The organism is Microvirga sp. TS319 (assembly GCF_041276405.1).
Classification (GTDB): domain Bacteria; phylum Pseudomonadota; class Alphaproteobacteria; order Rhizobiales; family Beijerinckiaceae; genus Microvirga.
Window position 1 is genome coordinate 1,297,792 of record NZ_JBGGGT010000002.1, and the last position, 16,490, is coordinate 1,314,281.

The window sequence follows — 16,490 nt, forward strand, 5'->3', positions numbered from 1 at the left end:
TCAGCTCATTGTTTCCACGTGAGTCACGAGCATCGCCCTCGGCAAGAATGGGAATGTTAGCACGTATCTTCAGGCTGTGCATGGGCTTTTTGGCCCATTTGCCTTCTAGAGTATTGCGTTAGGGAAGGTTTTGTTAGGTATGGATAACGAGCATTGCAATCGGAACCGACAGAACCACCATGAACGCGTCCCTTTCGCCCAGCCGTCCCAGACCTTCGGAGGCCGCCGTCGCCTCCCTTGCGGCCGATCTTTCCAGCCGTTTCGGCGACCGGGTCGTCACCTCCGCCGCCGTGCGGGAGCAGCACGGGCATACGCTGACCTGGGTGAAGAACCAGCCGCCGGACATCGTGGTCTATGCCCAGACCACCCAGGACGTGTCCGACATCGTGAAGCTCTGCGCGGCGACAGGAGTCCCGGTCATTCCCTTCGGAACCGGCACCTCGCTCGAAGGCCACATCAATGCGCCGGATGGCGGCGTCTGCATCGACCTGAGCCTCATGAAGCGCATCATCGCAGTCCATGAGGAGGATCTGGACTGCGTGGTCGAGGCCGGCGTGACCCGCAAGGCACTGAACGAGTTCCTGCGCGACAAGGGCCTGTTCTTTCCCATCGATCCGGGCGCCGATGCCTCCATCGGCGGCATGGTCGCCACCCGCGCGTCCGGGACCAATGCTGTCCGCTACGGCACGATGAAGGATGCGGTTCTGGCCCTCACGGTCGTGCTGCCGAACGGCGAGATTGTGAAGACGGCGAGCCGCGCCCGCAAAAGCTCGGCAGGCTACGACCTCACCCGTCTCATGATCGGCTCCGAGGGCACGCTCGGCATCGTCACCGAGATCACCCTCAAGCTCAACGGCATTCCGGAAGCCATCTCGGCCGGCATCTGTCCCTTCCCGTCGGTGAAAGCCGCCTGTGACGCGGTGATCATGACGATCCAGTCGGGGATCCCGGTCGCCCGCATCGAGCTTCTCGACGAGGTGCAGGTCAGGGCCGTCAACCTGCACGCGAAACTCTCCCTGCCGGAGAGCCCCCTGCTGCTGCTGGAGTTCCACGGCACCGACGCCGGTGTCCGGGAGCAGGCCGAGCGGTTCGGCGAGATCGCGGCCGAATTCACGGATCAGCCCTTCGAATGGGCCACGAAGCCCGAGGAGCGCTCGCGCCTCTGGCAGGCCCGGCACGACGCCTATTGGGCGGCGCGGGGCCTGCGCCCCGGGGCGCAATCGGTGGCCACGGACGTGTGCGTGCCGATCTCCCGTCTGGCCGAATGCGTGGACGCCACCAAGCGCGACATCCTGGAAAGCGGCATGATCGCTCCCATCGTCGGCCACGTGGGCGACGGCAATTTCCACGTTCAGCCGCTGGTGAACATGGATGATCCTGCGGAGGTCGCGGCCTGCGAAGCCTTCGTGGATCGCCTGGTGAAGCGGGCCGTCGCCATGGAGGGGACCTGCACCGGCGAGCATGGCGTGGGCCAGAAAAAGATGAAGTATCTGGAAATTGAGCATGGAGAAGCCGCACTCGACCTCATGCGCGTCTTGAAACGGGCCCTGGACCCGCACAACATCATGAATCCGGGTAAGATCGTTGCACTTTGAGGTGGAAGGAGCGCCTGGTGCGCTCCCGATCGCCCGATCGATGGGCTAGAGAGCTAGAGTGAAACGGAGACCATAACCCTCTTGCGCGATATCCTGACGATCATCGCAGCCATCGTGATCCTGATCCTCGCGGTTGCCGTCGCTGCCCCTCCTTTCATCGACTGGAAGGACTACCGTGACACCGTCGACGGGATGATCTCGCGCGCGTCGGGCACACAGACGCGGACCGAGGGGGCCATTTCCATTCGCCTGCTGCCGGCTCCGAGAATTGTTCTCGACCGTTTGCGGCTCGGCGGAAAGACGGCGGATTCTCCGATCCTGACCGCCGACGACGTCATGGCCGAAATCGCCCTGACGCCGCTCCTCAAGGGCGAGGTGCGGTTCACGGAAACCCGCGTCGGTCGGGCCGATATCCGCGTCCCTGTCTCGGGGAAGGGCGACTGGCGTCTGCCCGCCGATCTGGTGTCGGGCAGCGGCCGCAGCCGCGAATGGGCCATCGAGAGCCTCAATATCGGCCAGCTCCTGGTCACCACCCAGGCCGCGGTCACGGGGCATACGAACCAGGCCTTCGCGGAGAACGTCCATATCGAGGGCCAGAAGCTCATCGGCCCCTGGCGGGTCGAGGGCACGACGGCCGGGGTGCCCTTCCGGCTGGTGACGGGCGAACTCGCCGAAGACAGGAGCGTTCAGGTCAAGCTCGGGGGTGGAGGCGATATCTACCCGCGCTTCGACATCGATGCCCGGGTCGCCCTGGACGACATCTCGGCCGGGAACAGCATCCCGAACGTTGCCGGCAAGGCCAAGGTCCTGTTCGGTCCCCCGGCTCAGATCGCGGCCGCCGGGATCCCCATCCCCATTGCCGTCGAAACGGATTTCAAGACTGCGGATGGCACCGTGGCGCTGGAGACCGTCGCGGTGGAAGCCGGCGAAGGCGGCGCGAGCCTGCGCATGACGGGAACGGGCAGCGTCGGCATCACCGAGCCCCGCATCGCGCTCAAGCTCGAGGGGCGGCGGCTCGATGCCGACAGCTTCATCCTCTCCTCCAACGGCCAGGATTTCGCCACTCGGCTCAAGCAATGGTCGTTGCCGCCCATCGCCCTGCCGATCGATCTCGATCTCAAGATCGACAGCATCGGCTTGGGACAGGAGGACCTGACCAACGCCAATCTCCGCCTGTCGCTGGAGCGCGGACGGGCGCGCCTCGACCTCGTCGAGTTCAATGCTCCGGGCGAAACCCGTGTCGCAATGGAGGGTCAGCTCGGCTTGACGGCCCCAGGCGGAATCGAGGGCAAGGTGGCCCTGGCCTCGAACGCTTCGGACCGCCTGGCGCGCTATCTCGATCGCATCAAGATCCGCTCGCCGTTCCTCGACATGCTCGACGGGCGACCCGTCGAGGTTTCCTCCGACGTCGTCTTCAGCAACCCGGTCCTGTCTCTGAGCCGGATGCGGCTGAAGATCGGCGACGCGGTCACCACCGGCAACCTGCGCTATACGCTTCCCGAGCCCGACGAACGCGGCCGGCTCGAAGCTCAGGTCGCCATTCAGAACCTCAACCTCGATCAGCTGCCGCAGGTCTCCAGCGTGTTCGAGGCGACCCAGAATCTGGACGTCGGGTTCATTCTCGATGCCCGCGGCGTCAGCGCGGGCAAGAGTTCCGCAACCGGCCGCATCGCGGCGCGCATTCTCTCCGACGGCAAGGCGCTGCTCGTCGAGAATCTCGACATCGTGAATCTCGCCGGGGCCAATGCCCGCGTGAGCGGGCGCATCGCGCCCGATGGTTCCGGCAGCATCAGCGGCAAGGTCACGGCGCAACGCGCGGCTCCCCTGATCGATCTGATCGGCAGCGTATGGATCGGCGGCGTGTCGAAGCTTGTGCCGCATTTCGTACGCGAGGGCGCGCTCAACGTGCAGGTGGGAGCCGAGCGGGTGGCTCCGCCCCCAGGCTCCACGGAGCTGCGCCTGCGCACGACCATGAAGGGCACGGCCGCAGGAGGCTCCATCGAGGGCAGCGTGGACGCGGTCGACGGGCGCACCGAGAGCTTGAACCTGGCTCTGACGACCGAGAATACCGGCCGCTGGGTGAATCGCGCCAGCCTGCCGGGGCTGGATCGTCCGTCCAGGATCGAGCTGCGCGGCGCCCGGGTCGGGTCCGGCCGGTTCAACGTCACCGTGGCGGGCGACGTCGCAGGAGCGCAGATCACGACCTCGCGGCCTTTCGCCCTGAGCGAGGCCGACGATGTCGTGGACAGCGGCGAGGCGGAGTTCGCCACGGCGGACGTGACGCCTTTCCTGTTGCTCCTGGGCGACGGCGCAGGCGTGAAGCCGCCCGTGCCGGTCAAGGCGCGGGTCACGCTGGGCCGGGTCCGCGACGCGAGCCACCTCGATGTCTCGGGCCAGGTCGCGGGCAATGCCGTGCAGGCCAGCCTCAACGTTCGTTCCCGTTCGGACATCGACGGCGAGGTTTCGCTCGACAAGCTGTCCCTCCCGTGGCTGACGGCGGCGCTTGCGCTGAACGTGCCGGGCGACCCGAATGCCACCGCCATCTGGTCCAACGCCACGTTCGGCCAGAGCGGACGGCTCGTCAGTGGTGGACAGGTGCTCTTCCGGGTCGGCGCCCTCGATCTCGGGCGCGGCATTCAAGCGACCCGCGCGAGCTTTACCGTCGCGGCGCAGCCCGACGGCATCTCGATCCGCAATCTCGATTCCAATGTCGGGACGGGGCGCCTGACCGGCACGACGACCATCACCCGTCAGGGAGCGACGGCGACCGTCGTGGGCGAGGGCGCCCTCGACAGCGTGCCGCTGTGGGCCCTGGGCGGAACGACGCCCATCGAGGCGATCCTGTCAGGCAATCTGAAGTTCGGCACGGCGGGCGCGAGCATGTCGCAGCTGGTCGCGGCGCTCGGCGGGGCCGGCGACTGGAGGATCACGAAACTCCGTGTCCCATCGGCTGATCCCGCCGTGTTCGATCGTGCGCTCAAGCGTGCCTTGGCCGAGAACGAGCCACTCGCCGAAGGAAAGGCCGAGGGCATCATCGATGGCGAGCTGAGCCGTTCCGCGCTCGCGACACAAGCGGTCACCACTTCGGCGGCGCTCGTCGGCGGCTCATTCCGGCTGTCGCCCTTCGTGGTCGATGGCGGGCCGTCCACCTGGCAGGGCGCGGTGACGTTCGATCTCAATACACTTGCGCTCGATGCGCGCGGCTCGCTCGTCGCGAAAGCATCGCCCGCCACCTGGACCGGCGCGCCGCCCTCCATCGGCCTGAACTGGCGCGGCTCGCTCGCCAATCCGGTGCGGGAGGTGGATGCGGGTCCGTTCCGCAATGGGCTTGCCGCCATTGTCCTCAAGCGGGAGCTCGAAAAGATCGAGGCCTTCGAGCGGGCCGCCGCCGAGCGCGAGCGCCAGATCCAGGCGCAGAAGGAGGCGGAGCGTCAGCGGGCGAAGGCCGCGGCCGAGGAGGCGGCTCGTCAGGCCCAGGCTCAGGCGGAAGCCGAGAAAGCGCGTCGGGATGCGGAGCGGCTTCAGTCCGAACAGCGCCAGCAGCCGGACGACGAGACGCCTGCGCCGGCTCGGGGGTCGCTGCCGCCGCTGAATCCTCCCATCGAGCTGCGCGCTCCGCCGCCCGTCTACGGCAACCCCGAGCGATAAAGCCTCTTTCCTGCGCGATGGCTGGGGTCAGCGCTCGCGCAGATCCATCAGCACGAACACGCGAATGGCCGATGAGAGATTCTGCTCCCCCCGCTCGGCGTCGATGCGCCCGATCAGGGCCTGGACGGAGAGTTTCTCGCGCTCGGCGATCTCCCGCAGGATCTGCCAGAACGGTTCTTCGAGAGAGATGCTGGTCCTGTGACCCGCGATCGAGACGGAGCGCTTGACGATGCCCGCGGCCATTCAGGGCGTCTCGGTCTCATCGCGCTTGTGGGAATCGATCCGGCGCTCGGCCAACTCGCGCTCGGCCCTGGTCAATTCCCTCTCGGCCTTGGTGCGACCGAAGGCAATCCGGTTCTGTTCGGCGCGGGCCTCTTTCTCGGCCCGCGCCTTCTGCTTGCGCGCCTGGCGCAGATTGATGATCTCAGCCATGGCGCGATTGTATCTTATTCGCCCGGCTGAAGCATCGTCTCGGGACGGACGACGGCCTCGAAATCCTCCGACGAAACCCCGGCCTTGAGCGCTTCTTCCTTCAAGGTCGTGCCGTTCTTGTGCGCGGACTTGGCGATGGCGGCGGCCTTGTCGTACCCGATGGTCGGAGCCAGCGCCGTCACGAGCATGAGGGAACGCCCCATCAGCTCCTTGAGGCGGTCCTCATTGGGCTCGATTCCGACGACGCAGTTGTCGGTGAAGCTGACCGCGCCGTCGGCGAGCAGGCGGATCGACTGCAGCACGACATTCACCATCACCGGCTTGAACACGTTGAGCTCGAAATGGCCCTGGCTGCCCGCGAAGGTGACGGTGGTCTGGTTACCGGCCACCTGGCAGCACAGCATCGTCATGGCCTCGGCCTGGGTCGGGTTGACCTTGCCGGGCATGATCGACGAGCCGGGCTCGTTCTCGGGCAGCGAAATCTCGCCGATACCCGAGCGCGGGCCGGAGCCCATGAGACGGATGTCGTTGGCGATCTTGAACAGGGCGGCGGAGAGGCTCGCCAGGGCGCCGTGGGTGTAGATCAGGGCGTCGTGGGCGGCGAGAGCCTCGAACTTGTTGGCAGCCGAGGTGAAGGGCAGGGCGGTCAGCTCCACCACCTTGGCGGCGAAGCGTTCCGCGAATTCGGGATGGGCGTTAAGGCCCGTGCCGACGGCGGTGCCGCCCTGGGCCAGGGCATAGATGCCGGGCAGCGTCTGCTCGATGCGGGCAATGCCGAGGCGCACCTGCGCCGCATAGCCGGAGAATTCCTGGCCGAGCGTGACCGGCGTCGCGTCCTGGAGATGCGTGCGGCCGATCTTCACGAGGTCCTTGAAGGCTTCCGACTTGGCCTCGAGGGCCTGGAGAAGATGCTTGAGAGCGGGGACGAGGCGGTCGTGGATCTCGCGCGCCACGGCGATATGCATGGCGGTCGGGAACGAGTCGTTCGACGACTGGCCCATATTCACATGATCGTTGGGGTGAACCGGCTTCTTGCTGCCGCGTTCGCCGCCGAGGCGCTCGATGGCGAGGTTCGAGAGCACCTCGTTCATGTTCATGTTGGACTGGGTGCCCGAACCCGTCTGGTAGACCACGAGCGGGAATTCGTCGTCGTACTTGCCCTCCACCACGTCCGCGGCGGCCGACGCGATGGCGTCGGCGATGCGGGGCTCCAGCTTGCCGAGGTCCTTGTTCACGAGGGCCGCGGCCTGCTTGACGATGGCCAGCGCGTGGACGAGCGGGACGGGCATCCGGTCCGTGCCGATCCGGAAGTTCTGGAGGGAGCGCTGCGTCTGAGCGCCCCAGAGCTTGTCGGCGGGAACTTCGATGGGGCCGAAGGTATCTGTTTCGATGCGGGTTGCGGGCGACATCCTGACCTCTTTCGATGGAGTTGGGTGTTCTTATCTCAAACTGACGCTCTCGCAACAGTGAACGCACATACAGGGCTTGCATATTCCGATGACCGACGCGCTCGACGCCCCTCTTTTCCGCCCACCGGCGCCCGAACCGCTCCAGGAGGCGCCGGGGCTGTTCTCGTTCCTCTTGGCCCTGCGTCGGAATCCGCTGACGACATGGACCGCGCGCCATTTCGAGGAGCGGATCATCTCGGGCAGCGGAGCGCTGGGGCGGATCACCGTGGTGAACGATCCGGAGGTCATCCGCCATGTCCTCGTCGACAATGCCGCCAATTACCGGAAGGACGATCTGCAGCTGCGGGTTCTGGCACCGGGCCTGGGCCGGGGCCTGCTGACGGCCGAGGGTGAGGAATGGAAGCTCCAGCGCCGCACCATCGCTCCCCTGTTCCCGCCGCGTATCGTAGCGGGGTTCTTCCCGGCCATGGTCGTATCGGCCGAGCGCCTCGTGCGCCGCTGGCGGCGGCGGCCGGAGGGACGGGAGGTCGATATCTCCCTCGAAATGACGCGCGTGACCCTCGACGTGCTGGAGCGGACGATCTTCTCGAAAGGCGTGGCGCGGGACCCGGATGCTCTCGGCCGCGCCATTTCCCGTTACTTCGAGGGGCTGGGCCGCATCGATCCCGTGGACATCTTCGGCCTGCCGGACTGGGTGCCGCGCATCGGGCGCTGGCGGGCCCGGCCCGCCATCCGCTTCTTCGAGGAACTCGTGAACGAACTGATCCAGAGCCGGAAGGCCCTGCTACGACGGGGCGAGCCAGCCCCGCGCGACCTCCTGACCCTGCTTCTCGAGGCCGCCGACCCGGAAACCGGAAAGGGGCTCAGCGACCTGGAGGTGGGCGCCAACATCGTGACCTTCATCGGCGCGGGCCATGAGACCACCGCCAACGCCCTGTCCTGGTCGATCTATCTGATTTCGCAGGACGAGCGCGTCCGCCGCCGGATCGAAGAGGAGGTGGATACGGTCCTGGGCAAGGGGCCGCTCGAGCCTCGGCACCTGGACAGTCTCGTCTATACGCGCGCCGTGCTCGACGAAGCGATGCGCCTCTATCCGCCGGCGCCGTTCCTCAGTCGCGCGGCCATCGAGGACGACCGGATCGGGGATCTCACGATCCCCGCCGAGACCATCGTGACGATCGCCCCTTACGTGCTGCACCGCCACCGCACCCTCTGGGACGAGCCCGACGCCTTCCGGCCCGAGCGTTTCCTGCCCGAGGAGAAGGCCGGAATCGACCGTTTCGCCTATCTGCCCTTCGGGGCGGGCCCACGGGTCTGCATCGGAGCGACCTTCGCCCTGCAGGAAGCCGTGATCGTTCTCGCCACCGTCGTGAGGGCGGTGCGCCTCGATTTAAGGGAAGGGCACGAGGTCACGCCGCTGCATCGCATCACGCTCAGACCGCATGGGGGCCTGCCCATGCGGCTGACGCATCGCTCAATCTGAGCGGCGACCGCCTTGCTCTTTCCGGGAGCGCTAGAGCATCGGACGTGAAAAGTGGAATCCACTGTTGGGATTGAATCCGATGCTCCCTTCCTGAAAAGAGCGCATCGTTCTTGCGAAAACCCGGGTCCACTTTTTCGCACGATGCGCTAGCGCTTATGGATCTGCGCCTGCGCGGGGATGACAGGGCGGCGGAGGAGTCAGTTCTTCTTGCGGAAGGAGTCGAGGCTCACGACTTCGGCGGTGCCGGAGGCTCCGGCGTCGGCGGCTTCGGGCTTCGCCGCGGAGCCCGGTTCGCCCGAGGGCTGCTCGGCCTTGGCAGGGGCCGTCTCGGGAGCGGGCTTCTTGTCCGCGGCGGGCGCGGGCTTGCGGGGCTGCTTCAGCTCCACAGGCTCGGATCCGCGTATGGGCTGCGGCGCCGGTGGTGCTTCGGCGATCTCGTCCTCCTCGTCGTCCTGACCGTCGAATTTGAGGCCGAACTGGACGGACGGATCGAAGAAGCCGGTGAGCGCATCGAAGGGGATGAGCAGCCTCTCGGGAATGCCCGAGAAGGAGAGACCCACCTCGAAGGTGTGTTCGGTGACGTTCAGATCCCAGAACTGGTGCTGGAGAACGATGGTCATCTCCTGGGGATATTTTTCGCGCAGTCGGTTCGAGAGCCGGACGCCCGGAAAATCCGTCTGGAAGGAGATATAGAAGTGGTGCTCGCCAGGAAGGCCATCCTTGCCGGCATCGATCAGCACTTTGCGCACGACGCCCTTCAGCGCGTCCTGCACCAGAAGATCGTAGCGGATCAGGTCTTTGCCGGCCATACGCGGTCCCTACTGAGAAATAAGAGTGGAGGCTTCTGTTGCCAGGTGCCTCCGGACCCCGCCTGACGGTGCTACCCGCCAGGGCTTTGAGTCGGCTTTAGGGACCGCTTACGCAGCCACTGCAACCGGAGCATAGTTGTCGTTGGCAACTATAGAATCGGCCCGATATCGGTGGAACCATGCCGAGCAAAAGTCTACCCTTTACGCCCTCGTCGATCCTATTTCGCCCCCGCCGAAACCCAAGCTTTGCCTGGATTTGGCAAGCTTCGCCTGGATTTGGGTGGAGGCGCCGGGTACCGCCCCCGGGTCCGATGGGTTTATTCCGATAGCCGTTTATCGCCATAGCCGGTCTCGCGACCGGCATCTCCAATATAGGGAGGACGGATCGAATTTGAAAGAGCGGGGATGGGTTTGAAATGACAGGTCGACGAGTGTTGCAGGCATGCAGCGCCGAGCCGGCCCCGGTCGCCCTCGCGATTTGAGTGATTCACATAAAACGAGCACTCATGACTCGGAGGCGGGCGGTTCCTACCCTATGATGGCGGCAGGAGCGACCCATGCAAGCCTATCACGATCTTCTGCGCCGTATCATGGACGAGGGCGTCCGCAAGGACGACAGGACCGGAACCGGTACGATTTCCGTCTTCGGGCACCAGATGCGCTTCGATCTAAGTCAAGGCTTCCCGCTCGTCACGACGAAGAAGCTGCACCTGCGCTCGATCATCCACGAACTGCTCTGGTTCCTGAAGGGCGACACCAACATCGGCTACCTGCGGGAGAACGGGGTCACGATCTGGGACGAATGGGCGGACGAGAACGGCGATCTCGGCCCCGTCTACGGCAAGCAATGGCGTTCCTGGGCGAAGCCCGACGGCGGCACGGTCGATCAGATTCGGTGGGTGCTCGACGAAATTCGCCGCAACCCCGATTCGCGCCGCCTGATCGTCTCGGCCTGGAACCCGGCGGATCTCGACAGGATGGCGCTCGCGCCCTGCCACTGCCTGTTCCAGTTCTATGTTGCCGAGGGGCGGCTCTCCTGTCAGCTCTATCAGCGCTCGGCGGATGTTTTCCTCGGCGTGCCGTTCAACATCGCGTCCTATGCGCTCCTGACCCACATGATGGCGCAGGCTGCTGGCCTCCAGCCGGGCGATTTCGTGCATTCCTTCGGCGATGCGCATCTCTACCTGAACCATCTGGAGCAGGCGCGCCTGCAGCTCTCGCGCGAGCCGCGCGCCCTGCCGAAGCTGCGGCTCAATCCCACCGTGCGGTCCCTGTTCGATTTCACCTTCGACGACATCGCCATCGAAGGCTACGATCCGCATCCCGCCATCAAGGCCCCCGTTGCGGTCTGATTTCCATGAACAGGCGGGAGGCCATCCAAAGCGCCGTCCGGGTCCTGGCTCCGAGGATTCCGAAGCACGAATTCGAGTCCGTGACCGATCACGCCCTCGGCAGCCGGGGCCTCCACATGGCATCGCCCGAAACCGCGGCCTGGCTTTCGATCACGGCCTATATCCGCCACCGCCTGACGGATTATGACAATCTTCTCGATGAGGGTTACGACGTGGAAAGCGCCCGCTTCTTCGTGCTCGACGACATGAACGCCATTCTGACGGAATGGGGTTCGCCGCGCCGCGTCGAGGCCGAGGCGGATTGAATTCACGATCGTTTTTAGCTTCAGTACGGACCCATGGCACTCACGATCCGCAAAGCCGAAGAGCGCGACACGGCGCTCGTCTTCTCCTTCATTCGCGACCTCGCCGAATACGAGCGTCTCGCGCATGAGGTCGACGCCACCGAGGCCGATATCGCGAAGGCGCTCTTTGGGCCCAATCCGCGCGCCTTCGCGGATATCGCCGAGTGGGAGGGCCACCCCGCGGGCTTCGCCCTGTGGTTCTACAATTTTTCCACCTTTCGGGGCCGCCACGGCATTTACCTGGAGGATCTCTTCGTGCGGCCCGAGTTCCGGTCCAGGGGGATCGGCAAGGCCCTGCTCAAGCACCTCGCGCGCCGCTGCGTGACGGAGGGCTTGGCGCGGCTCGAATGGTGGGTGCTCGACTGGAACGAGCCCGCGTTGAAGGTCTACCGGGCCATCGGGGCCGTTCCGATGAATGAATGGACCGTGCAGCGCGTCACCGGCGATGCTCTGACGAGACTGGCGGCGGCAGAATGACGATTCCGCTCATCCTCGTTGTCGCCGTTGCCGAGAACGGCGCGATCGGGCGCGACAACCAGCTTCTCTGGCGCCTCAGAACCGATCTCAAGCGCTTTCGCGAGCTCACGATGGGCAAGCCCATGATCATGGGCCGCAAGACCTACCAGTCCATCGGCAAGCCTCTTCCGGGCCGGGAGACCATCGTCCTGACGCGCGACGACGGCTTTTCCGCATCCGGAGTCCACGTCGCCCACAGCTGGGACGAGGCCGTGGCGAAGGGGGAGGGGATCGCCGGAAGAATGGGAGCCGATGCCGTTGCGGTGGTCGGCGGAGCCGAGATCTACAGGATCGCCCTGCCGCATGTGGAGACGATTTACCTGACGGAGGTCGCGACGGCTCCGGAGGGAGACGCCTTCTTTCCTCCGGTCGACCGAACACGCTTTCGTGAAGTCGCCCGGATTTCCCACCCCAAAAGCCCGGATGACGAGCACCCGTTTACCTTTATTGACTTCCAGAGGCGTCGCTGACCGGCATTCAGGTTGACGAACGCCTTTTGAAACCCCAATTCGCAGGCTTGACAGGCGGAAGAGGCTAAACCCAAAAACCGTCTAATAGTTTCCCTTCGGCTTTCCAGGCCGGCTTTGTCAGAGTGAGGAATGGCATCCTATGCCTTGGAGTAACCAAAGCGGCGGCGGTGGCCCCTGGGGGCAGCGTGGCGGATCAGGCGGCGGCAAGAGCCCATGGGGTTCCGGCGGGTCGCAGGGCAATGGTAATCCCCCCGACCTGGAGGATATTCTGCGCCGCAGCCAGGACCGTCTCAGGGACTTCATCCCCGGCGGCTCCATGGGCGGCAAGGGTCTTATCCTTCTCGTTCTGGCCGTCATCGCCATCTGGCTTCTGACCGGGTTCTATACGGTGCGGCCCAACGAGGTCGGCATCAACATGGTCTTCGGAAAATACAGCAGCACCAGCGGCGAGGGCCTGCGGTACAATTATCCCTATCCGATCGGCCGGGTGATCAAGCCCAACGTGACGGCGCAGCAGCGGGTCGAGGTCGGCTATCGCTCCACGGCCACGGGCCAGGGACGCGCCCGCGACGTGATCGAGGAAAGCCTGATGCTGACCGGCGACGAGAACATCGTCGATATCGATTTCGATGCGGTCTGGCAGATCAATCCCGCGCGTCCTCAGGACTATGTCTTCAACCTGCAGAACCCCGACGGCACCATCAAGTCCGTGGCCGAAAGCGCCATGCGCGAGGTGATCGGCCGCCGCAACATCCAGGCCATTCTCACCACTGAGCAGGCGAACATCGCCCAGGAAGTCCGCCAGATCATGCAGAAGGCGCTCGATGCCTATGGTGCGGGCGTGCTCATCAACGTGGTGCAGCTTCAGGCGGCCCGTCCGCCGGCCGACGTCCAGCAGGCCTTCTACGACGTGAACGCCGCCCAGCAGGACGCCGTGCGCGTGCAGAACGAAGCGTCCGCCTATGCCAGCCGAATCGTTCCCGAGGCGCGCGGCGACGCGGCCCGCACGGTCCAGCAGGCCGAAGCGTACCGTGAGCAGTCCGTGGCGGATGCCACCGGTCAGGCCGCGCGTTTCCGTCAGGTTTACGAGGAATACCGCAAGGCTCCCGACGTGAGCCGCGAGCGCATCTTCCTCGAGACCATGGAGCGCGTCTTCGGCGGTGCGGACAAGATCATCGTCGATCAGAAGGGACAGGGGGTCGTGCCTTTCCTGCCGCTCAATCAGATGCCGCAATCCCAGAGCAACGCCGCAGGCGCTCAGGGCAACAATCAGAACAACAATCAGGGGGCTACGCGATGAATAACTCCGTCCTTCGCACAGGTCTTCTGATCCTTCTGGCCGTAGTGGCGATCGTCCTCTACAGCGCGACCTTTATCGTTCAGCAGACGCAATATGCGCTCGTGCTGCGCTTCGGCGCGGTGCAATCCGCGATCTCGGAGCCGGGCCTGAAGTTCAAGATGCCGCTGGTCGACAACGTGACCTATTTCGAGAAGCGGGTTCTCGATCTCGATCTGCCGGTGCAGACCCTTCTCTCGGCCGACCGGCAGAACCTCGAGGTCGACGCCTTCACCCGCTATCGCATCATCGACCCGCTGCGCTTCTACCAGGCTGTCGGCACCATCTCCCTCGCCAATCAGCGCCTGCAGAGCTTCACCAACTCGGCCATGCGCAACATTCTGGCCAGCGCCTCGCGCGACGCCATCGTGCGGACCGAGCGTCCGCAGCTGATGGAGCGCATTCAAGCCGACGTGAACCGGCAGGCCGCCAGCCTCGGCATCGAGATGATCGACGTGCGGCTCACCCGCGTCGACCTGCCCAACGCCAACAGCCAGGCGGTTTATCAGCGCATGCGCACCGAGCGTGAGCGCGAGGCGGCGGACCTTCGGGCGAACGGCAACCAGCAGGCGCAGACCATCCGGGCCCGAGCCGAGCGCGACGCGACGGTCATTCGCGCCGAAGCGAACCAGAAGGCCGAGGAGCTGCGCGGTGAGGGCGATGCCAACCGCAACCGGATCCTGGCCGAAGCCTTCGGCCAGGATCCCGAGTTCTTCAGCTTCTATCGCTCCATGCAGGCCTATGAGGCGAGCATGAAGGGAACCGGGACACGCCTGGTTCTGAGCCCCGACTCGGAGTTCTTCCGCTACTTCAACGGGCCCTCCGGGCACAATGGTGGCGCTTCCTCAACCCCGGCTCCCCAGCCGGCTCCCGCACAGTGAGAGCTGATGTTGGACTTGATTGCAGCCCTCGGCCTCGCTCTCGCGGTCGAGGGCATTTTGTTTGCGGCCTTCCCGGACGGCATGCGTCGCGCCATGTATGAAGCCGCCCATAGCCCGAGCGAGCGGATGCGGCTCGTCGGCATCGTTTCGGCCTTCATCGGTCTCGCCATCATCTGGCTGGTGCGATGGTTCGGCTCGGCCTAGAGTATCGAACGCAAAGGCGGGAACCGGGTTTGCGTGAGAAGATGCTCGAGACCATAGACTGACTGCATCGGACGGGGGCCACTTTTCCGCACGATGCTTCCACCGAGAGGAGCGCATCGTTCCTGCGAAAAACCGGATCCACTTTTCCGCACGATGCGCTAGGGCCAAGCTTCTGCCGCATTCGCAGCTTGAATGACGGGCTGGAACGACAATCTATTATGCCATTCTCCAAGAGAGGGTTCTCGATGTCTCAAGCCACGAAAGCGCTGGCGCTCTCCGCAAAAGCGCGGGACCCGGAAGTGGATTCCACTTTCGGGGCAAATCCGATGCTCTCGCCCGATCACGGGTGCATCGTCGGTGCGGATCCTGCGGGCCGGGCTGGCGAAAACCGGCCCCATTTGTCCGGACAATACGCCAAGGCGCCGTCCGGGCGTCCCCTGCGCCGTCTGGCCGCATCCTTCTTCGCCGTCATGACGTTCGTCGCCGTGGCGATGCCGATTCCGTCTTATGCCCGCTCGGCTCCGGAATCCTTCGCGGATCTGGCCGACGAGGTCACAGGGGCCGTGGTCAATATCTCGGCCTCGACCACCGTCGAAGCCCGCAACCGCACCCTGCCGCAACTGCCGCCCGGAACCCCGTTCGAGGATCTCTTCGAGGAGTTCTTCAACCGGCGCGGTCAGGGCAACGGCGAGAATACGCCTCCGCGTCCGCGCAGCTCCAATTCCCTGGGCTCCGGCTTCGTGATCGATCCGTCGGGCATCGTGGTCACCAACAACCACGTCATCGGCGACGCCAACGACATCAGCGTCATCTTTTCCGACGGCACGCGTCTCAAGGCGGAGATCGTAGGCAAGGATTCGAAGGTCGATCTCGCGGTGCTGCGCGTGAAGCCCGACAAGCCGCTCAAGGCCGTGAAGTTCGGGGATTCGGAATCCCTTCGCCCCGGCGACTGGGTCATGGCCATCGGCAATCCGTTCGGCCTCGGCGGCTCCGTGACGGCAGGCATCGTGTCGGCGCGCGGCCGAAACATCGAGTCCGGCCCCTATGACAACTACATCCAGACCGACGCGGCCATCAACAAAGGCAATTCCGGCGGGCCGCTGTTCAATATGAACGGCGAGGTCATCGGCATCAATACGGCCATCCTCTCGCCCACCGGCGGCTCGGTCGGCATCGGTTTCGCGGTTCCCGCCTCGACGGCCGCGCCGGTGATCGAGCAGCTGCGCCAGTTCGGCGAAACCCGCCGGGGATGGCTCGGCGTGCGCATCCAGAACGTCGACGATGCCACGGCGGAAGCCCTCAGCCTCGGGAGCGCCCGCGGGGCTCTGATCGCGGGCGTGGACGAGAAAGGCCCCGCCAAGCCCGCCGGGCTCGATGTCGGCGACGTGATCGTCAAGTTCGACGGCAAGGATGTGAAGGATTCCCGCGACCTGCCGCGGATCGTGGCTTCCACGCCCGTGGGCAAGGAGGTCGACGTGGCGATCGTCCGCAAGGGCCAGGAGATGACCAAGAAGGTGACCCTGGGCCGCCTGGAGGACGGGGAGAAGCAGGCGAACCTGCAGCAGCCTTCCGGCGAGCCCCCGACCGTCACCCGTCAGGCGCTCGGCCTGAGCATGTCCGGCATGACCGACGACTTGCGCCGTCGCTACAGCCTGAAGGACGACCTGAAGGGCGTCGTGATCACCAAGGTCGACCCCAACTCTTCGGCGTCCGACAAGCGGATCCAGGCCGGCGAGGTGATCGTGGAGGTCAATCAGGAGCCCGTGACGAGCCCGGCGGACGTGACCAAGAAGATCGACGATCTCAAGGGACAGGGACGGAAATCCGCTCTTCTCCTGGTCTCGAACGCGCAGGGCGAAGTGCGCTTCGTGGCCCTATCGATCGAGTAATCATCGTGGAATCGAGAAAAGGCGGCTTCGGCCGCCTTTTCTTTGAATGCCGCGTTCTGAATAAAGAACGTTTTGGTTGACATAGCGTCCTTCTTGGAGGCATCTGGGCTCATCTTCCCTCA

15 protein-coding genes and 1 other RNA gene are annotated in these 16,490 nt (G+C 65.1%); 11 read left to right on the forward strand and 5 right to left on the reverse strand.

From position 1 onward, the window contains the following. Positions 1-179: 179 nt before the first annotated feature. Together AB8841_RS15650 and AB8841_RS15655 are read left to right on the forward strand one after the other, a co-directional pair. Positions 180-1,595: an FAD-binding oxidoreductase gene (locus AB8841_RS15650; protein WP_370436752.1), complete on the forward strand. Its 1,416-nt coding sequence runs from the start codon at positions 180-182 to the stop codon at positions 1,593-1,595. An 81-nt stretch (positions 1,596-1,676) separates the two neighbouring features. Beyond that, positions 1,677-5,243: an AsmA family protein gene (locus AB8841_RS15655; protein WP_370436753.1), complete on the forward strand. Its 3,567-nt coding sequence runs from the start codon at positions 1,677-1,679 to the stop codon at positions 5,241-5,243. A 27-nt stretch (positions 5,244-5,270) separates the two neighbouring features. Here AB8841_RS15655 and AB8841_RS15660 read toward each other — a convergent pair whose 3' ends face one another. Genes AB8841_RS15660 through fumC form a run of 3 tightly spaced genes read right to left on the reverse strand, consistent with a single transcriptional unit; the run spans position 5,271 to position 7,084 of the window. After that, positions 5,271-5,486 (reverse strand): ribbon-helix-helix domain-containing protein, encoded by a 216-nt coding sequence (locus AB8841_RS15660; protein ID WP_370436754.1) that lies wholly within the window; start codon positions 5,484-5,486, stop codon positions 5,271-5,273. Beyond that, entirely contained in the window at positions 5,487-5,675 is a 189-nt protein-coding gene (locus AB8841_RS15665; RefSeq protein ID WP_370436755.1) for a DUF4169 family protein, read from the reverse strand. 14 nt (positions 5,676-5,689) lie between these two features. Continuing rightward, the gene (fumC, locus tag AB8841_RS15670) at positions 5,690-7,084 is read right to left on the reverse strand and encodes a class II fumarate hydratase (RefSeq protein WP_370436756.1); all 1,395 of its coding nucleotides are present in this window, start codon (positions 7,082-7,084) and stop codon (positions 5,690-5,692) included. Between the two features lie 88 nt (positions 7,085-7,172). On the opposite strand from fumC, the gene AB8841_RS15675 reads away from it, so the two are divergent. Further along, complete coding sequence (locus AB8841_RS15675; protein WP_370436757.1) at positions 7,173-8,567, forward strand: cytochrome P450; 1,395 nt, start codon at positions 7,173-7,175, stop codon at positions 8,565-8,567. A gap of 197 nt (positions 8,568-8,764) precedes the next feature. On the opposite strand, the gene AB8841_RS15680 is transcribed toward AB8841_RS15675, so the two are convergent. Next, positions 8,765-9,376 carry an SspB family protein gene (locus tag AB8841_RS15680; protein WP_370436758.1) on the reverse strand — a complete coding sequence of 204 codons (612 nt, stop codon included), beginning with the start codon at positions 9,374-9,376 and terminating at the stop codon, positions 8,765-8,767. Positions 9,377-9,400: 24 nt separating this feature from the next. Next, positions 9,401-9,777: a transfer-messenger RNA gene (ssrA, locus tag AB8841_RS15685) on the reverse strand. A 156-nt stretch (positions 9,778-9,933) separates the two neighbouring features. Here ssrA and AB8841_RS15690 point away from each other — a divergent pair. From AB8841_RS15690 to AB8841_RS15725, 8 genes are all read left to right on the forward strand, one after another. After that, on the forward strand, positions 9,934-10,728 hold the full coding sequence (locus tag AB8841_RS15690) for a thymidylate synthase (protein ID WP_370436759.1): 795 nt from the start codon (positions 9,934-9,936) through the stop codon (positions 10,726-10,728). Between the two features lie 5 nt (positions 10,729-10,733). After that, complete coding sequence (locus AB8841_RS15695; protein WP_370436760.1) at positions 10,734-11,033, forward strand: DUF2293 domain-containing protein; 300 nt, start codon at positions 10,734-10,736, stop codon at positions 11,031-11,033. Positions 11,034-11,066: 33 nt separating this feature from the next. Continuing rightward, positions 11,067-11,549, forward strand: coding sequence for an N-acetyltransferase family protein (locus AB8841_RS15700; RefSeq protein ID WP_370436761.1), 483 nt, complete (start codon positions 11,067-11,069; stop codon positions 11,547-11,549). Further along, positions 11,546-12,058: a dihydrofolate reductase gene (locus AB8841_RS15705; protein ID WP_370436762.1), complete on the forward strand. Its 513-nt coding sequence runs from the start codon at positions 11,546-11,548 to the stop codon at positions 12,056-12,058. The genes AB8841_RS15700 and AB8841_RS15705 overlap by 4 nt, the downstream gene beginning before the upstream one ends. A gap of 139 nt (positions 12,059-12,197) precedes the next feature. Beyond that, positions 12,198-13,358 (forward strand): FtsH protease activity modulator HflK, encoded by a 1,161-nt coding sequence (hflK, locus tag AB8841_RS15710; RefSeq protein ID WP_370436763.1) that lies wholly within the window; start codon positions 12,198-12,200, stop codon positions 13,356-13,358. Next, complete coding sequence (hflC, locus tag AB8841_RS15715) at positions 13,355-14,275, forward strand: protease modulator HflC (RefSeq protein WP_370436764.1); 921 nt, start codon at positions 13,355-13,357, stop codon at positions 14,273-14,275. The genes hflK and hflC overlap by 4 nt, the downstream gene beginning before the upstream one ends. A 6-nt stretch (positions 14,276-14,281) precedes the next feature. Next, positions 14,282-14,479: a DUF2065 domain-containing protein gene (locus AB8841_RS15720; RefSeq protein WP_370436765.1), complete on the forward strand. Its 198-nt coding sequence runs from the start codon at positions 14,282-14,284 to the stop codon at positions 14,477-14,479. Between the two features lie 245 nt (positions 14,480-14,724). Next, positions 14,725-16,368: a DegQ family serine endoprotease gene (locus AB8841_RS15725; protein ID WP_370436766.1), complete on the forward strand. Its 1,644-nt coding sequence runs from the start codon at positions 14,725-14,727 to the stop codon at positions 16,366-16,368. Positions 16,369-16,490: the final 122 nt, after the last annotated feature.

Coding starts and splice junctions, on each gene's coding strand:
- AB8841_RS15680 (WP_370436758.1), bottom strand. CDS start 9,376: ATGGCCGGCAAAGACCTGATCCGCTACGATCTTCTGGTGCAGGACGCG.
- hflC (WP_370436764.1), top strand. CDS start 13,355: ATGAATAACTCCGTCCTTCGCACAGGTCTTCTGATCCTTCTGGCCGTA.
- AB8841_RS15720 (WP_370436765.1), top strand. CDS start 14,282: ATGTTGGACTTGATTGCAGCCCTCGGCCTCGCTCTCGCGGTCGAGGGC.
- AB8841_RS15700 (WP_370436761.1), top strand. CDS start 11,067: ATGGCACTCACGATCCGCAAAGCCGAAGAGCGCGACACGGCGCTCGTC.
- hflK (WP_370436763.1), top strand. CDS start 12,198: ATGCCTTGGAGTAACCAAAGCGGCGGCGGTGGCCCCTGGGGGCAGCGT.
- AB8841_RS15675 (WP_370436757.1), top strand. CDS start 7,173: ATGACCGACGCGCTCGACGCCCCTCTTTTCCGCCCACCGGCGCCCGAA.
- AB8841_RS15650 (WP_370436752.1), top strand. CDS start 180: ATGAACGCGTCCCTTTCGCCCAGCCGTCCCAGACCTTCGGAGGCCGCC.
- fumC (WP_370436756.1), bottom strand. CDS start 7,084: ATGTCGCCCGCAACCCGCATCGAAACAGATACCTTCGGCCCCATCGAA.
- AB8841_RS15665 (WP_370436755.1), bottom strand. CDS start 5,675: ATGGCTGAGATCATCAATCTGCGCCAGGCGCGCAAGCAGAAGGCGCGG.
- AB8841_RS15695 (WP_370436760.1), top strand. CDS start 10,734: ATGAACAGGCGGGAGGCCATCCAAAGCGCCGTCCGGGTCCTGGCTCCG.
- AB8841_RS15660 (WP_370436754.1), bottom strand. CDS start 5,486: ATGGCCGCGGGCATCGTCAAGCGCTCCGTCTCGATCGCGGGTCACAGG.
- AB8841_RS15690 (WP_370436759.1), top strand. CDS start 9,934: ATGCAAGCCTATCACGATCTTCTGCGCCGTATCATGGACGAGGGCGTC.
- AB8841_RS15705 (WP_370436762.1), top strand. CDS start 11,546: ATGACGATTCCGCTCATCCTCGTTGTCGCCGTTGCCGAGAACGGCGCG.
- AB8841_RS15725 (WP_370436766.1), top strand. CDS start 14,725: ATGTCTCAAGCCACGAAAGCGCTGGCGCTCTCCGCAAAAGCGCGGGAC.